This is a genomic window from Rhodococcoides fascians A25f, from assembly GCF_000760935.2.
In the GTDB taxonomy this organism is placed as follows: domain Bacteria; phylum Actinomycetota; class Actinomycetes; order Mycobacteriales; family Mycobacteriaceae; genus Rhodococcoides.
Genome location: NZ_CP049744.1, coordinates 4,290,006 through 4,302,936, shown reverse-complemented (window position 1 = coordinate 4,302,936; position 12,931 = coordinate 4,290,006). Strand labels below are relative to the sequence as shown.

The following is a 12,931-nucleotide window of genomic DNA, read 5'->3' as shown; positions in this document are numbered from 1 at the left end:
TATCGTCCGTTTTCGTATATTCGACTGACCGGTCGAAATATAGTGATCGTCACAGGCCGCGATCTGATTCGACAGTGGAGGAAAAGTGAGCCAAGAAGTACACGAGCGCAGCGCGTTCGACGTCGACGTCGTCGTGATCGGTGCCGGGGTGACCGGTATCTACCAGGCCTACCGCGCCCGCGAGGAAGGCTTTTCGGTTCAGGTCCTCGAGGCCGGCCACGGCGTGGGCGGTACCTGGTTCTGGAACCGCTATCCCGAGGCTCGGTTCGACTCCGAGAGCTACACCTACGGCTATCTGTTCTCGAAGGAGCTGTGGGAAGAGTGGGAATGGTCCGAGCGCTTCGCCGGCCAGCCGGAGATCGAACGGTACTTCAACTACGTCGTCGACAAGTTCGATCTGCGCAAGGACATCCGCTTCGATTCGAAGGTGGTGTCCTCCTCCTTCGACGAGTCGACCGGTGGCTGGACGACCACGACCGAGGATGATTTCGTGGTGACAAGTCGATATCTGGTCGCGGCCACAGGTGTCCTGTCGGTCCCGTTCTATCCGAACGTGGAGGGACGTGAATCCTTCCAGGGCGAGAGCTACCACACTGGCCTGTGGCCCTCGGCCCCGGTCGATTTCACCGGCAAGCGCGTTGCGGTCATCGGCACTGGCTCCAGTGGAGTCCAGCTCATTCCGGTGGTGGCGCGTGAGGCCGCATCCTTGACCGTGTACCAGCGAACCGCCAACTGGTGCACGCCTCTGAACAACGCGCCGATCTCGGCCGAGGAGCAGGCCGAACTCAAGGCGAACTACGAGTCCATCAAGGCGACCTTGGACACCTCGGTCAGTGGTTTTCTGCACAAGATGGACTTTCGAAAGTTCGAGGAGGACGCAGACGTCGACCGTCTGCCCTTCTACGAGAAGATGTGGAGCAGCCCCGGATTCGAGAAGTTGACCACCCATTACATCGACATGACGCTCAACCCTGTCGCGAACAAAGAGTGGTCGGATTTCGTTGCCGACAAGATACGCAGTCTGGTCGACGATCCTGAGACTGCCGAGAAGCTCATTCCCAAGGATCACGGCTACGGCGGTAAGCGTCCGCCCTTCGTGACGGACTACTTCCAGGTGTACAACCAGCCAAACGTCGAGTTGGTGTCACTGAAGGAAACGCCGATGCAACGAGTCACCCCTGTTGGTATCGAAACCGAAAGTGGTGTCAAGGAATTCGACATCATCGTGTGGTCGACCGGCTACGACTTCGGCACCGGTGCACTGAATCGCCTCGGCGTCAGCGGACGGGACGGACTCGAGTTGAAGAGCTATTGGGGGGATGGGCCGAGAACCTACCTGGGCACTGTGGCAGCCGGGTTCCCCAACTTCTTCTTTCCCGGTGGTCCGCACGGGTCGACCGGAAACAACCCCCGTTACTCGGGTGATCAGGTCGAGTTCGTCACCGATGCGTTGAAGTTTGCTCGTGACAACGACATTGCAGTGATGGAGATCAGCGCCGCCGCGGAGGAAGAGTGGACGGCGATGATGGATTCCGCGAGTGTCTACTCGTCGTTCACCGACAAAAGCTACTTCTATGGAGCGAACATTCCAGGTAAGCCTGTCAAGCAACTGCTCAACCCGGCGGGTAGGCCGACGCTGCAGCAAATCATTGCCAAGACGATCCAGGGTGGATTCGAGGAGTTCCGTTTGGTGCGTGGCCGCACCGACGATCGGGCAAGTGTCTGAACAGCTTTCACGTTTTCAAAGCTGCATCGGCCGCTCGTTCGCTCCCGGCTCGGCTGTCCGTTTTGTTCCCAGAATTGTATTGACCGACCAGTATAATAATGAGTAATATCACACCTACCAGTCGACGAAGACTGACATCGAGTGAAGGAGTTGCCGTGACCAAGCGGTGGAAGCAGCGCCCCCCGGGTTCCAACTGGGGCGATTTCGGCGATGATGACGAACTGGGGCGTATCAACCTCGTCACAGCGGAGAAAGTGCTCGAGGGCGTCCGAGAGGTCCAGACCGGCGAGACGTTCAGCCTGAGTCTGCCGCTCGACTATCCCGGTGGTTCGGCGTTGAACCAGCGTCGTTACCCGCCGATTCTTCGGCCCACCGAGGACCTGATGCACAATCAGGACACCTTCTACAACATCGTTGCTCGTGACAAGATCGCGCCGAACTTCATCGATGTGTGGGGCGATGACGTCGTCACCTTGTGGCTTCAGTACTCGACGCAGTGGGATTCACTCGCTCATCAGGGCGCATTGTTCGACGCGGACGAGGACGGCGTCGACGAAGCCGTGTACTACAACGGTTTCCGAGCCGACGAGCATATCGTCGGTCCGAAAGAAGATGCGAAAGGCGATGGCAGCGGCAGCCTTTCCTTCGCGAAGAACCTCGGACTCGAGCACATGGCAGAACACGGGGTGCAGGGGCGCGGCGTTCTCATCGATATCGCCCATCACCTGGGCGACACCAAGCACGAATGGCAGCCCATCGGTTACGCCAAGCTCAAAGAAATCATGGACAAGGACGGCGTCGTCGTCGAGCCGGGTGACATGGTGATCCTTCATACCGGTTTCGCCGATCAGATTCTGCGGTGGGAGAAGAACCCGGACCCCACGAAGATTCAGGCCATGTACGCCTACCTGGACGCCGAGGATCCCGAAATCCTGCAGTGGATCACCGATTCCGGCCTCGCGGCATTGATCTCCGACAACTACGCGGTCGAAGGTTTCGTCCCGGGCGACGAGACACCGCACTCGCTGCTGCCGATTCACAACCTGTGTCTGTTCAAGCTGGGAATCCCACTCGGTGAGCTGTGGAACACGCAGGCACTTGCCGATTGGCTACGTGCACACGAGCGCAGTCGCTTCTTGCTCACTGCTCCTCCGCTGAATCTGCCCGGCACCATGGGTAGCCCCCTGACACCGGTCGCGACGGTCTGATCATGTCCGAACTTCAGTTCGACGGACGCGTCGCAGTGATCACCGGAGCCGGTCGCGGAATCGGACGGGCGTACGCCAAGCTCCTCGGTGCTCGAGGAGCCAGCGTCGTGGTCAACGACTTCGGTGGCTCGATCGAGGGTGAGGGCAGCGACTCGGGCCCGGCGCAGACAGTGGTGGACGAAATCGTTGCTGCCGGTGGCAAAGCTGTTCCGAACACCGATGACGTGTCGACGGCGGCAGGTGCCACGGCAATCATCGATACGGCAATCGAGCAGTTCGGCCGCATCGACATCGTGGTCAACAACGCAGGCATCGTGCGCTATGCGGGAATGCCCGAGGTCACTCTGGACAACGTCGAGCGTCATATCGCCGTCCACCTGCTCGGTGCCTTCAACACCAGCAAGGCCGCATTTCCGCACATGATCGAGCAGGGTTACGGCAGGATCATCCACACGACCTCGACGGGCATGCTCGGTCTCGACAACAACCTGCCCTACGCCACGGCGAAGGCCGGACTGGTCGGCATGACTCGAAGTATGAAGCTGGCGGGCGATCCGCACGACATCAAGACCAATCTCATTGCGCCGGCGGCAATGACTCGAATGGCAGGGATGGACGAGCCACCGGACAACGCCGAAGCCGTGCCGGGCCAACCGCATATGCCGTCGGCCGCGGTTGCTCCCATGGTCGCATTCCTTGCGCATGAGAGCTGCCCCGTCAACGGCGAGATCTACGTCGCGGGTGCCGGACGCTTCGCGCGCCTGTTCATCGGGTCGACCCAGGGCTACTACAAGCCCTCCGGTGCCCCAACGATCGAGGACGTGGCCGAGAATTGGGCCGAGATCAACGACGAAACCGGCTACTTCGTACCGGACGATCTGATGGACTGGTCGGGTAAATTCCTGGCCCATCAGTTCCAATGACGGCCGAGCAGCTGCCGCCTCGGGCCATCGGTTCGATGGCAGCTGCCCTTGTGCCGCCCGACCCGAGGGCGAGCCGCTGAGCTCGTTTCCTTCCGCTGAACTCATCCGGCGGACCAACAGATTCGATTGGAGATCGTCGTGAGTGACTTCCAGAATTCCTCTGCCGCAGCGCAGGTGCGCGCATTGATCGGTGCCCACACGCAGGCTCAAGATGCCGGCCGAACCGAGGAGATCGTCGATCTCTACACGGTGGACGGAGTGCTCGACGTACCGGGCTTCGGTCAGATCACCGGTCGGGATGCGCTCCGCGCGGCGTTCGAGGGTTGGGTACCGACAACACCACAGCGGCATCTCGTGGCGAACACGCTCATCACGGTCGACAGCGATGACGAGGCCACCGCCAGCAGTGACGTCGCATTCTTTCAGCGAGGCGAATCAGGCTGGGCCGTAAAGGTATTGGGCAAGTACGAGGACACGTTGCGGTTGCAGGACGGTCGCTGGCGATTCGCCAAGCGCGCCACTACATACCAGGCATAACCGACCTGCTGACCGCCCACGGCGAAGCCTGTCGATCCATCTCGTTCCACTCAACTTCTGGAGGATCCATGAGCACGAGAACAGCAACGGACGTATCTGCAGTCGACGGAGTTCTTGCGGCCATCGCGGCGTACGCGCACGCTTTGGACGAGGGGCGAACCTCGGATGTGGTGGCTCTGTTCACCGATGACGGTGTATCCGAAATAACCGGCTACGGAACATTTTCCGGTCACGAACAACTGACCGGTGCGTATGCCAACCTGGTGCCGATGGCACCGCAGCGTCACATGACCGGAAATTCTGTAGTCACTGTGGTGAGCGCCGACGAGGCAACGGTGTCCAGCGATTTCGTCCTGTTCGTTCGCGGAGAATCAGGTTGGGCCGTGCAGCTCGCGGGTCACTACGAGGACACGCTTCGGATCCGGTCAGGTCAGTGGCTTTTCCAGCGCAGGCTGACCACTTTCGAGATGTAAGCCCCCATTCGGGCCGCGGGCAGCAGAGACACGGCCACGCCCCAAACATTCAGGAGTCGACTGTGACAATCGAAAACGCAACAGTGTCCACGGACACCGATCTGCGCGCAGCGGGCCTACAGGCCCTACGCGAAGCTCTGCCCGGCGTGATCCCGGAAGGCGATGTCGATCTGCGAGATGGACGGCTCGGTGAGGATCTGGTCGAACTCGGATTGGTCAGCGTCTGGGGCCAGATGTGGACGCGAGAGGGACTGTCCAAGCGCGACCGCAGTCTGATCACGATCGCCCTACTGGTGGCGCTTCGGTGTGACGCGGAGCTGAAGACCCATTCTCGGGTGGCCATCACCAACGGTGTGACAAAACCCGAGATCGCCGAGATCCTTTATCACGCAGCGGGTTACACGGGATTCCCTGCTGCGGTGGCCGCACGTGAAGTGGTGCGCGAGGCGCTCGACTCCTAGCCCATCGACCAGAACATCGAACAAGGAGCAGGCATGTCGTTGCAAGGCAAAGTAGCAGTAGTCACCGGTGGTGGCCGCGGTATCGGCGCGGCGATCGCGCTGGAACTGGCATCAAGAGGCGCTGCGGTAGCGGTGTGGGACCTGAACGAGGAAAGCGCGGAAAAGACCGTTGCGGCAATAGAAGAGGTCGGCGGTCGAGCAATTGCAGTCGGCGGAGACGCAGCAGAAGCAGGGTCCGTCGCAGCTGCGGCCGCGACGATCAAGCAACAGTTGGGCCCGGTGGGAATCCTGGTCAACAATGCGGGTGTAACCACGTATGCGCTGTTCCCGAGCCTGTCCGAGGAGGAATGGGATCGCATGATCCGCATCAATCTCAAGGGCCCGTTCCTGGTGACCAAGGCCTTCGTCCCGGACATGTTGGACGCAGGGTGGGGGCGCATCATCAACATCTCATCCTCGTCTGCTCAGACCGGCGCGCCTGCACTTGCGCATTACGCGTCATCCAAAGGAGGCGTCATGGGTATGACCAAAGCGCTTGCCATGGAGTTCGCCGACAAGGGCATCACCGTCAACACCGTGCCCCCTGGCTTCATCGACACGCCACTGCTGCGCGAGGGCCTCCCCGACCCGTCGGCTGCGGCAGCAACCATGCCGATGAAGCGGGCGGGCCAGCCCGAGGATATCGCGCATGCCGTCGCGTATCTGGCCTCCGACGGTGCTGCCTATGTCACCGGCCAGACGCTGAGCGTCAACGGTGGTCGTTACCTCGGATGAGCATGGTCAGCAGTGCGAACAGCGTTGTAGTGATCGGTGGGTCTGCAGCAGGATTGACCACTGTCGAGGCGTTGCGCCGTAAGAAGTTCACGGGGGAGATCACCGTTCTCGGTGACGAAATGCATGCGCCGTACGACCGTCCACCGCTCTCGAAACAGGTGCTGGCGGGCGCGTGGCAGCCCGAACGTGCCGCGTTGAGAACCGAAGAGCTTCTGGCCGGCCTCGACGTTCGATTCGAACTCGGAGAAACGGCGACGAGCCTGGATGTCTCGGCGCACGCTGTGCACACGGCGAGCGGACGCACCTTCAGCGCCGACGCCCTGGTGATTGCTACGGGCGTTCGTCCGCGAACGCTTCCCGATCAGCCGGATCTCGCCGGCGTGCATGTACTGCGCACTCTCGAGGATTCCGTCCGGCTGCGCGCAGATCTGACCGTTGGTGCCAGGCTCGTCGTTGTCGGAGAGGGTGTCCTGGGCTCCGAGATCGCAGCCACAGCAAGGAGTCTCGGGGTGGACGTCACCATTGCCGGTCCGTTGGCGGCACCCATGGCCGGGCAGGTAGGTCCACTCGTGTCGGGTCTACTTCGCGATCTTCACCTCGAGAACGGGGTGCACCTACGTCTCGGAACCGGCGTGGCCGGGTTGACGGGCACCGACGGTCGAGTGTCCGGCGTCGAACTCGCGAGCGGTGACACTCTGCCCGCAGACGTCGTGGTCGTCGCGATCGGCGCGGTGCCGTGTACTCAATGGCTCGAAGGCAGCGGACTCGAACTCGACAATGGCGTGGTCTGCGATTCGCACTGCCGGGCAGCCGAGGGAATCTATGCGGTCGGCGACGTCGCACGTTGGTACCACGAGCACACGGGCGCACTGATGCGGTTGGAGAATCGCACCAACGTCACCGAACAGGCCGCGGCCGTCGCCGGTGTGATCACCGGCGACTCCGCTCCCTACGCCCCGATTCCCTATTTCTGGACCGACCAGTTCGACGCCAAATTGCAGGTACATGGATTGCTCCCAAAGGACGCCGACGTGGACATAGTGGAAGGCGACGTCGCCGGCCGTCGTTTCGTTGCTCGATACCGGAGCAACGGTGTGGTGACCGGAATCCTCGGGTGGAACATGCCCAAACAGTCCCGGATGCGTCGACAGGAAATCGTCGACGCCCTCACCGATCTCAGCCCGAGCCGGTGACCGCAATGAAGGAGTTCTCATGAAGGTTGTTGTCGATCAGGACAAGTGTGTGGCAGCGGGGCAGTGCGTCGCGGCATCGATGGAGGTTTTCGACCAGCGGGACGAAGACGGAATAGTTGTTCTGCTCGAGGAGTTCCCGTCGGCAGAGCTCGCCGAGGACGTTCGACAGGCAGCAGCAGTCTGCCCAGCCTTGGCCATTCAGATCGAGGAATGAGTGATCGGCGGACATCGATCACACGGTGTCCGCCTCGTCGGGGCGAGTGGGGCCTGGCATCATCGTCTGTCGAAGCACGAGACAGCGACGAGAGAGAACGATAAGCACCGTGAGATCTGGCTTCGGGCGGCGCTCGACCACCGAGAACGACGGTCGACGCACTCTGCGCACCCGAGGTGGTAGCCACCTGCGCAGATTGTCCGTCGGTACTCTCCGCGGTGGCCGTCTCGAGCGAAGCGTGTACTTTGCTCGGCTCTCGGTTCCGGTCGATGTCACCATGGCGTCGTGGAAGATTTTGCTGGCCGTGCAGGCGACGTCCTTCGTGTTACTCGTCTACGGTGCCTTCAGCGTCGGTATCGCATCCTCGAAGATTCTTGCGGTCCGTCACCACGACCGAACGGGAGCCTTTGCCGCAGAGGACGCGAACGCTGACATCGTCGGTGTGGATTGTGCAGATTCCGACACCGTGGCATCCGATGCGCTCAGGCGCACGTTCCGTCGAATCGGTGCGATTGTCATAGCGTTGTCGGCAATCTTCGTGGCCACCAGTATGTACAACTTCTTCTCGTCGTCACCGACACAGCAGTACGACAAATGGGTTGCCATCGCTATCGCGACCGTTGCATTCGTGGAGCTCATCGGTTCGGTGATGGGTGCGCATTCTGCTCGAAAGAACAACGAGCCGGTGATGGAGTCTCTGAAGCTCGTCAATTTGGCAGGATGCTGTGCGCTACTGGTGATGACGCAGACGGCCTTGCTCTCGTTCACCTACGAGGGTGACACGACGAAGTACAACGCCCTTGCGGGCATCGTGTTCGGTCTGATCGCTGTGGCACTCGGAGTTCGCGTCTACACCAGGCGCGCCACTACGGCGTTGTGAGGCTGCGATTTGCCGACACGGGGCACAACGTACGAGGCGGAACTCGAGTCACGGCGACATGCCTGCCTGGACGGCAAGCGAAACCAGTTGTGCGCGATCGTGAGCCCCTACTTTCATCATCGCTCGATTCGCATGGGTTTTGACGGTGTACGGCGACAGGAACAGTTGCCCGGCAATCTCGGCATTGCTCGACCCGCGAACGATTGCCTCGACGACTTCGAGCTCCCTCGGCGTCAGGGCCGTGAACAGCGCGGCCACCGCCGGATCTGCAGGCCGGTTCATACCGTCTTTGACGTGGTCGACAAGTGCGTGCACCGCATTGGCGGACAGCGCCCGCTCGCCGAGAGCAACTCGAAGGATTCCGTCGGTGAGCTCGGCTGGTCCGGCTCCTTTGCTCAGGAAACCGTCGGCACCCGCGCGCAGGGCCGCCAGCACGTTCTCATCCTGGTCGAAAGTGGTGAGCACCAGTATCCGAAGCTCGGCGGGAGTTCGCGTCGCGCGAATTCGTTTGGTCGTTTCGACACCGTCTATTCCCGGCATCCGAATATCCATCAAGACGACGTCGACCTCGGTGGTGTCGAGCGTCGACAACGCCGCGTAACCGTCGGGGGCTTCGGCCACCACGGTCAACTCGTCGTGCGATTCGATGATGGTGCGCAGTCCCATTCGAATCATTTCCTGGTCGTCGACGAGCATCACAGTGATCATCGTGCCGGACCATCCTCGAGTGGGAGTCGCGCTTTCACCCAGAAAAGTTCACCCTCCGCGGCGGCGTCCAGGGTGCCGCCGATGGACGTGGCGCGTTCCTTCATGCCGATCAGACCCCGTCCACCCCCGTCGGTGCTGATGCTGGTCTTCCGATTCTTGCTACGGACGTTCACGATCTCGATGACGACCTCTCCTCTGCGGGAAACGGTGAGTGTCAACGACACTGCGCCGGCTCCATGGCGATTGGCGTTGGTCAACGCTTCTTGCACAATTCTGAATGCTGCCGCACTGGTACTCGGTGGCATCTCGAGATCAAGCCCGGGTAACGATGCCTCGATCTCCATGCCGGCCGCAGAAAAGGTGTCGACCAATTCGGCTATGCGGTGATGATTCGCAGTCGGGGCCCCTGGATCGGAATGGCCATCGACCCTCAACACTTTCAGAATTTGCTGGGTCTCTCGCAGCACTTCTTGAATCCCACTCCGCGCCGACTCCAGATCGGTTCGGGCCGCCTCGGCACCTGCGGGGAGGTGCACCTCGGCCGCCCCCAAATGCATACTGACAACCGCGATGTGGTGGCCGACGCTGTCGTGCAGGTCGCGCGCAATGCTCACGCGCTCCTCGGCGATCGCTCGGTCGACGGCCGCTGCTCGGGTCATCACGGCGTCCTGTGTCCTGTGTTCCAGTTCGAACCAGTACTTCCGATGTGCGCGAATCGAACTACCCGCCGTTGTGGTCACCAGGGCGGCGAAAGCACCTATGGATGCTCCAGGGTTGACGGACGGCACAATCGATCCCCCGGCCAAGCCCGAAGCCGTCAGAACCGCGGCCGAAACCACGACTCCGGTGAGAACGGCGGGAAGCCCGCGCAGCGCCAGGATCAGGGCAGCGAAACAGGCGACCGACCACGTGGTGATGGGATCCCAGCCGAGGCCTGCGCCGGCAATCGGACCTGAGGAGACGGCCAGTAGAGCGAATGCCGGTAACTTTCGAATCGAGGCAACGCCAGCGGCGGAAACGACGAGCGACACCCAGCCACCGACGGGGTTGTCGTCGGCCAGCAGGCGAACGAACTCGACGGTCAGCGCCAGACCCATGATCACGAACAGGGTGTTCTCGAGGAGCCGAGGGCCCTGGGTCCACATCGGAGTGTTCATGCTCATGGAGGAGCGGAACGGTGATCTCACCTCTCGATCATCTCATTTCGAGTGCAGATCGACGTACTACGAGCGCAGTACGTCGATCCGGTGCGGATGAACGATGTGCGAAGCGCTGTTTTCGGCCACGATCGAGGGGTGTTCGACACACCGGAGTCGTCGACCCAGAAAGCGAGTCCAGTCATGAGCGACACAGCTTTGCCCGATCGATCAGGTTGCACAGCAGATGAATTCATGACCCTCGTCGTCGTCGATCGGGCGGTGGAACCGCTCTACCGTCGGCTCTACAGCGATTTCGGTTGGCATGTCGAGAAGTCGACGGGCGGGCGGCCCGAGGCCGCTGCTGTGGTGCTCCATCTGCGACGCGATCGCCGCATCAAGAATCGATCGATCGTCGTGGAACTCCAGCGGCGGTGCGAAAGAACCCTCGACGACATCCGAGAGATGGAGGAGCGTTCTTTCGTAGTACGGTTTCGGGTTCCGCTGACGAAAAAGCGAGCGAGGAAGACCGGCCGCGACATCGCCGCCCGCTACGATCTCGCGCGCGAGACCGGCGAGCAGGCACGCAGGCTGCTGAGTTGAGCCGGCCGTCGCATTCGGTTCTCGAACCGCTGACACGTCGTGATCGGACATGATTGACTGGGTAAACCAGGTTCAATCTGTGCGCCGAATGCGCCAAGGAACCCGGCAGCACATCCGTGTCGAAACGTACATCGGTCCACGAAGGAGTCTTTATGACCAAGGAAATCCCCGAAGAGCCCATCCCTGACGCACCGAACGGCCATCGATACGAGGGCAAAGTCGTATTCGTCACCGGTGCGGCGCGTGGCCAGGGGCGCGCCGAGGTCGTCCGCTTCGCGGCCGAGGGTGCAGACATCATCGCGCTGGACATCTGTGCCGATCTCCCGACGGCGGGATATCCGGGCGCAACGGTGGAAGACCTGGACGAGACTGCGCGGTTGGTCCGCGCGTTGGGTCGCCGAATCGTCACCAGCACAACGGACACCAAGGACTTTCACGGATTGAAGGCAGCTCTCGAAAACGGTGTGAACGAGCTGGGACGGCTCGATGTTGTCGTTGCCAACGCGGGAATGACTACAGCTGCGTTGACATGGGAGATCGATCTGGAGCACTGGCATGCGACGATCGACAACAACCTTCACGGGGCGTTCTATACCGCGAAGGCAGCGGTGCCGATCATGATCGAACAGGGGGCCGGTGGCGCGATCGTCTTCACGAGTTCGGTTGCCGGGCTCAAGGGACTACCGTTCCTGGCCGATTATGTTGCTGCCAAACACGGGGTGACGGGATTGGCCAAGACGCTGGCAAACGAGTTGGCCATTCACCGCATTCGTGTCAACTCCGTGCACCCGCACGGAGTTCGGACCGGGCTGACCGTTCCTGAACTTCACGAAGCCATGGCGCTTCGCTCGGAACTGGGCTTGCTGTACATGGGAAGTCTCCCGGACCAGATGAGCGAGTCCGAGGACATCGCCGCAGCCGTCGCGTGGATCGCATCGAACGAGGCCCGACACGTCACCGGGGTGCAGCTCCCGGTTGATCTGGGCCGGACGAATCGTTAGCGCGGCGTGAGCAAGGGAGCGCCCGCCGTCGACTCGACCGAAGGCGGGCGGCGCGGCCGGAAAGGGGGCTCAGTCGAGAATGTCCCGCACCTTGACGTCCAGATGCCCTTCCAGCATCGACCGCGCGACCACCATGTGCTTCTTCCAATGGGCTGTGGCACCGTCGCTGTCACGAGCGCGTAGCAGCTTGATCAAGCGGCGCTGCGATCGAACGAAGAGCTTGTAATTCGCTTGAGCTGCCGCCACATCGGTGCGGGTCGATTCGCGCGTCACCGTTGTGGTGTGCCTATCGAATATCTCGTGCAGCATCCCCGCCATGAGAGCTAACGTTGCGTTGCCGGAAAGCTGAACCATCCTCAAATGGAAACGAGCAGCGGCACTGCCGAATTCATCGGCGGCAAGCGCGGCAGGGATGTCCTCGTCGACGAACCTTTCGAGCTCGTCGAATGCGGCTTCGGTCCCCTCTGTTGCGAGAATCCCGGCCGCCGCAGGTTCCAATGACTCGCGCGCGACGAGCACGTCGCCAACCGTTGCACCGGACAGTTCGAGAAGTAGAGATGCGGGCCGCGCCACCACCTCGGGTCCCGGCACACATACCCTGGCTCCGGTACGTGAGCCGCGGCGAACCTCTACGAGGCGTTCTGCTTCCAGAATCCTCACAGCTTCACGCAGAGTGGGACGACTGACGGAGAAATGCTCCATGAGCTCGGCTTCGTGAGGCAAGTGATCCCCGTCGACGAGCTGCCCGTCGACGATCATGCGCCGTAGCTTCGCAGCCACCAATTCCGCGGTCTTCGGCGTCCGGACCGGCCTGCCCGTGGGACTGAGTAGGTTGAAAACCGGGGCCGCCGATACGTCTGTCACTGGCCTACCTACCTTTCCTGTCGGGTTACCTCGAATACCTAGTAAAGCATCCGACCGACCTGCATATGTTCCTGTACTGCCGAGTTCACCTGTGCGTCTGGGCTTCGGCGGCCAATCTCGCGGACGCATCTTCCTTCGGCTGCGTTCTTGCCAAGCTCAACATAGACAACTATGTTAGCTAAGTAGATCGAGCGTCAGGCTCGACTTCCCTCATACAACGGGTCCGCAGG

At 61.4% G+C, this 12,931-nt stretch carries 15 protein-coding genes; 12 read left to right on the top strand and 3 right to left on the bottom strand.

Annotated elements, in window-relative coordinates; all coding sequences use genetic code 11:
- Nucleotides 1–85 precede the first annotated feature (85 nt).
- The 10 genes from BH93_RS20090 to BH93_RS20050 all read left to right on the top strand — a co-directional run bounded on the left by BH93_RS20090 (nucleotide 86) and on the right by BH93_RS20050 (nucleotide 8,389).
- Entirely contained in the window at nucleotides 86–1,726 is a 1,641-nt protein-coding gene (locus BH93_RS20090) for a flavin-containing monooxygenase (RefSeq protein WP_052065567.1), read from the top strand.
- A gap of 155 nt (nucleotides 1,727–1,881) precedes the next feature.
- Entirely contained in the window at nucleotides 1,882–2,934 is a 1,053-nt protein-coding gene (locus BH93_RS20085; RefSeq protein ID WP_037176089.1) for a cyclase family protein, read from the top strand.
- Nucleotides 2,935–2,936: 2 nt separating this feature from the next.
- Complete coding sequence (locus BH93_RS20080) at nucleotides 2,937–3,857, top strand: SDR family NAD(P)-dependent oxidoreductase (protein ID WP_037176091.1); 921 nt, start codon at nucleotides 2,937–2,939, stop codon at nucleotides 3,855–3,857.
- A 138-nt stretch (nucleotides 3,858–3,995) separates the two neighbouring features.
- Nucleotides 3,996–4,394, top strand: coding sequence for a nuclear transport factor 2 family protein (locus tag BH93_RS20075; protein ID WP_037176093.1), 399 nt, complete (start codon nucleotides 3,996–3,998; stop codon nucleotides 4,392–4,394).
- Between the two features lie 68 nt (nucleotides 4,395–4,462).
- Entirely contained in the window at nucleotides 4,463–4,867 is a 405-nt protein-coding gene (locus tag BH93_RS20070) for a nuclear transport factor 2 family protein (protein ID WP_037176096.1), read from the top strand.
- Between the two features lie 62 nt (nucleotides 4,868–4,929).
- A complete protein-coding gene (locus BH93_RS27820) occupies nucleotides 4,930–5,328 on the top strand; it encodes a carboxymuconolactone decarboxylase family protein (protein ID WP_037176097.1) in 399 nt (132 codons plus the stop codon).
- Between the two features lie 33 nt (nucleotides 5,329–5,361).
- Nucleotides 5,362–6,102: a 3-oxoacyl-ACP reductase family protein gene (locus BH93_RS20065; RefSeq protein ID WP_037176100.1), complete on the top strand. Its 741-nt coding sequence runs from the start codon at nucleotides 5,362–5,364 to the stop codon at nucleotides 6,100–6,102.
- A gap of 2 nt (nucleotides 6,103–6,104) precedes the next feature.
- On the top strand, nucleotides 6,105–7,295 hold the full coding sequence (locus BH93_RS20060) for an NAD(P)/FAD-dependent oxidoreductase (protein ID WP_037176102.1): 1,191 nt from the start codon (nucleotides 6,105–6,107) through the stop codon (nucleotides 7,293–7,295).
- 19 nt (nucleotides 7,296–7,314) lie between these two features.
- Entirely contained in the window at nucleotides 7,315–7,509 is a 195-nt protein-coding gene (locus tag BH93_RS20055) for a ferredoxin (protein ID WP_080739176.1), read from the top strand.
- A gap of 109 nt (nucleotides 7,510–7,618) precedes the next feature.
- Nucleotides 7,619–8,389, top strand: a complete 771-nt coding sequence (locus BH93_RS20050) for a hypothetical protein (RefSeq protein WP_037176106.1) — start codon at nucleotides 7,619–7,621, stop codon at nucleotides 8,387–8,389.
- A gap of 48 nt (nucleotides 8,390–8,437) precedes the next feature.
- On the opposite strand, the gene BH93_RS20045 is transcribed toward BH93_RS20050, so the two are convergent.
- Nucleotides 8,438–9,097, bottom strand: a complete 660-nt coding sequence (locus tag BH93_RS20045; protein WP_037176109.1) for a response regulator — start codon at nucleotides 9,095–9,097, stop codon at nucleotides 8,438–8,440.
- Nucleotides 9,094–10,260: a sensor histidine kinase gene (locus BH93_RS20040; RefSeq protein ID WP_052065570.1), complete on the bottom strand. Its 1,167-nt coding sequence runs from the start codon at nucleotides 10,258–10,260 to the stop codon at nucleotides 9,094–9,096. The genes BH93_RS20045 and BH93_RS20040 overlap by 4 nt, the downstream gene beginning before the upstream one ends.
- 177 nt (nucleotides 10,261–10,437) lie before the next feature.
- Between BH93_RS20040 and BH93_RS20035 the strand changes: the two genes are divergently transcribed.
- Both BH93_RS20035 and BH93_RS20030 read left to right on the top strand, forming a co-directional pair.
- Entirely contained in the window at nucleotides 10,438–10,836 is a 399-nt protein-coding gene (locus BH93_RS20035; protein ID WP_155291067.1) for a hypothetical protein, read from the top strand.
- A gap of 152 nt (nucleotides 10,837–10,988) precedes the next feature.
- On the top strand, nucleotides 10,989–11,837 hold the full coding sequence (locus BH93_RS20030; protein WP_052065572.1) for a mycofactocin-coupled SDR family oxidoreductase: 849 nt from the start codon (nucleotides 10,989–10,991) through the stop codon (nucleotides 11,835–11,837).
- Nucleotides 11,838–11,906: 69 nt separating this feature from the next.
- Here the strand turns inward: BH93_RS20030 and BH93_RS20025 are convergent, their stop codons facing one another.
- A complete protein-coding gene (locus BH93_RS20025; RefSeq protein WP_037176113.1) occupies nucleotides 11,907–12,701 on the bottom strand; it encodes a FadR/GntR family transcriptional regulator in 795 nt (264 codons plus the stop codon).
- Nucleotides 12,702–12,931: the final 230 nt, after the last annotated feature.

Excerpts from the sequence above, each read along its gene's own strand:
- BH93_RS20080 (WP_037176091.1), top strand. The coding sequence starts at position 2,937 with ATGTCCGAACTTCAGTTCGACGGACGCGTCGCAGTGATCACCGGAGCC.
- BH93_RS20070 (WP_037176096.1), top strand. The coding sequence starts at position 4,463 with ATGAGCACGAGAACAGCAACGGACGTATCTGCAGTCGACGGAGTTCTT.
- BH93_RS20065 (WP_037176100.1), top strand. The coding sequence starts at position 5,362 with ATGTCGTTGCAAGGCAAAGTAGCAGTAGTCACCGGTGGTGGCCGCGGT.
- BH93_RS20060 (WP_037176102.1), top strand. The coding sequence starts at position 6,105 with ATGGTCAGCAGTGCGAACAGCGTTGTAGTGATCGGTGGGTCTGCAGCA.
- BH93_RS20055 (WP_080739176.1), top strand. The coding sequence starts at position 7,315 with ATGAAGGTTGTTGTCGATCAGGACAAGTGTGTGGCAGCGGGGCAGTGC.
- BH93_RS20045 (WP_037176109.1), bottom strand. The coding sequence starts at position 9,097 with ATGATCACTGTGATGCTCGTCGACGACCAGGAAATGATTCGAATGGGA.
- BH93_RS20040 (WP_052065570.1), bottom strand. The coding sequence starts at position 10,260 with ATGAGCATGAACACTCCGATGTGGACCCAGGGCCCTCGGCTCCTCGAG.
- BH93_RS20035 (WP_155291067.1), top strand. The coding sequence starts at position 10,438 with ATGAGCGACACAGCTTTGCCCGATCGATCAGGTTGCACAGCAGATGAA.
- BH93_RS20030 (WP_052065572.1), top strand. The coding sequence starts at position 10,989 with ATGACCAAGGAAATCCCCGAAGAGCCCATCCCTGACGCACCGAACGGC.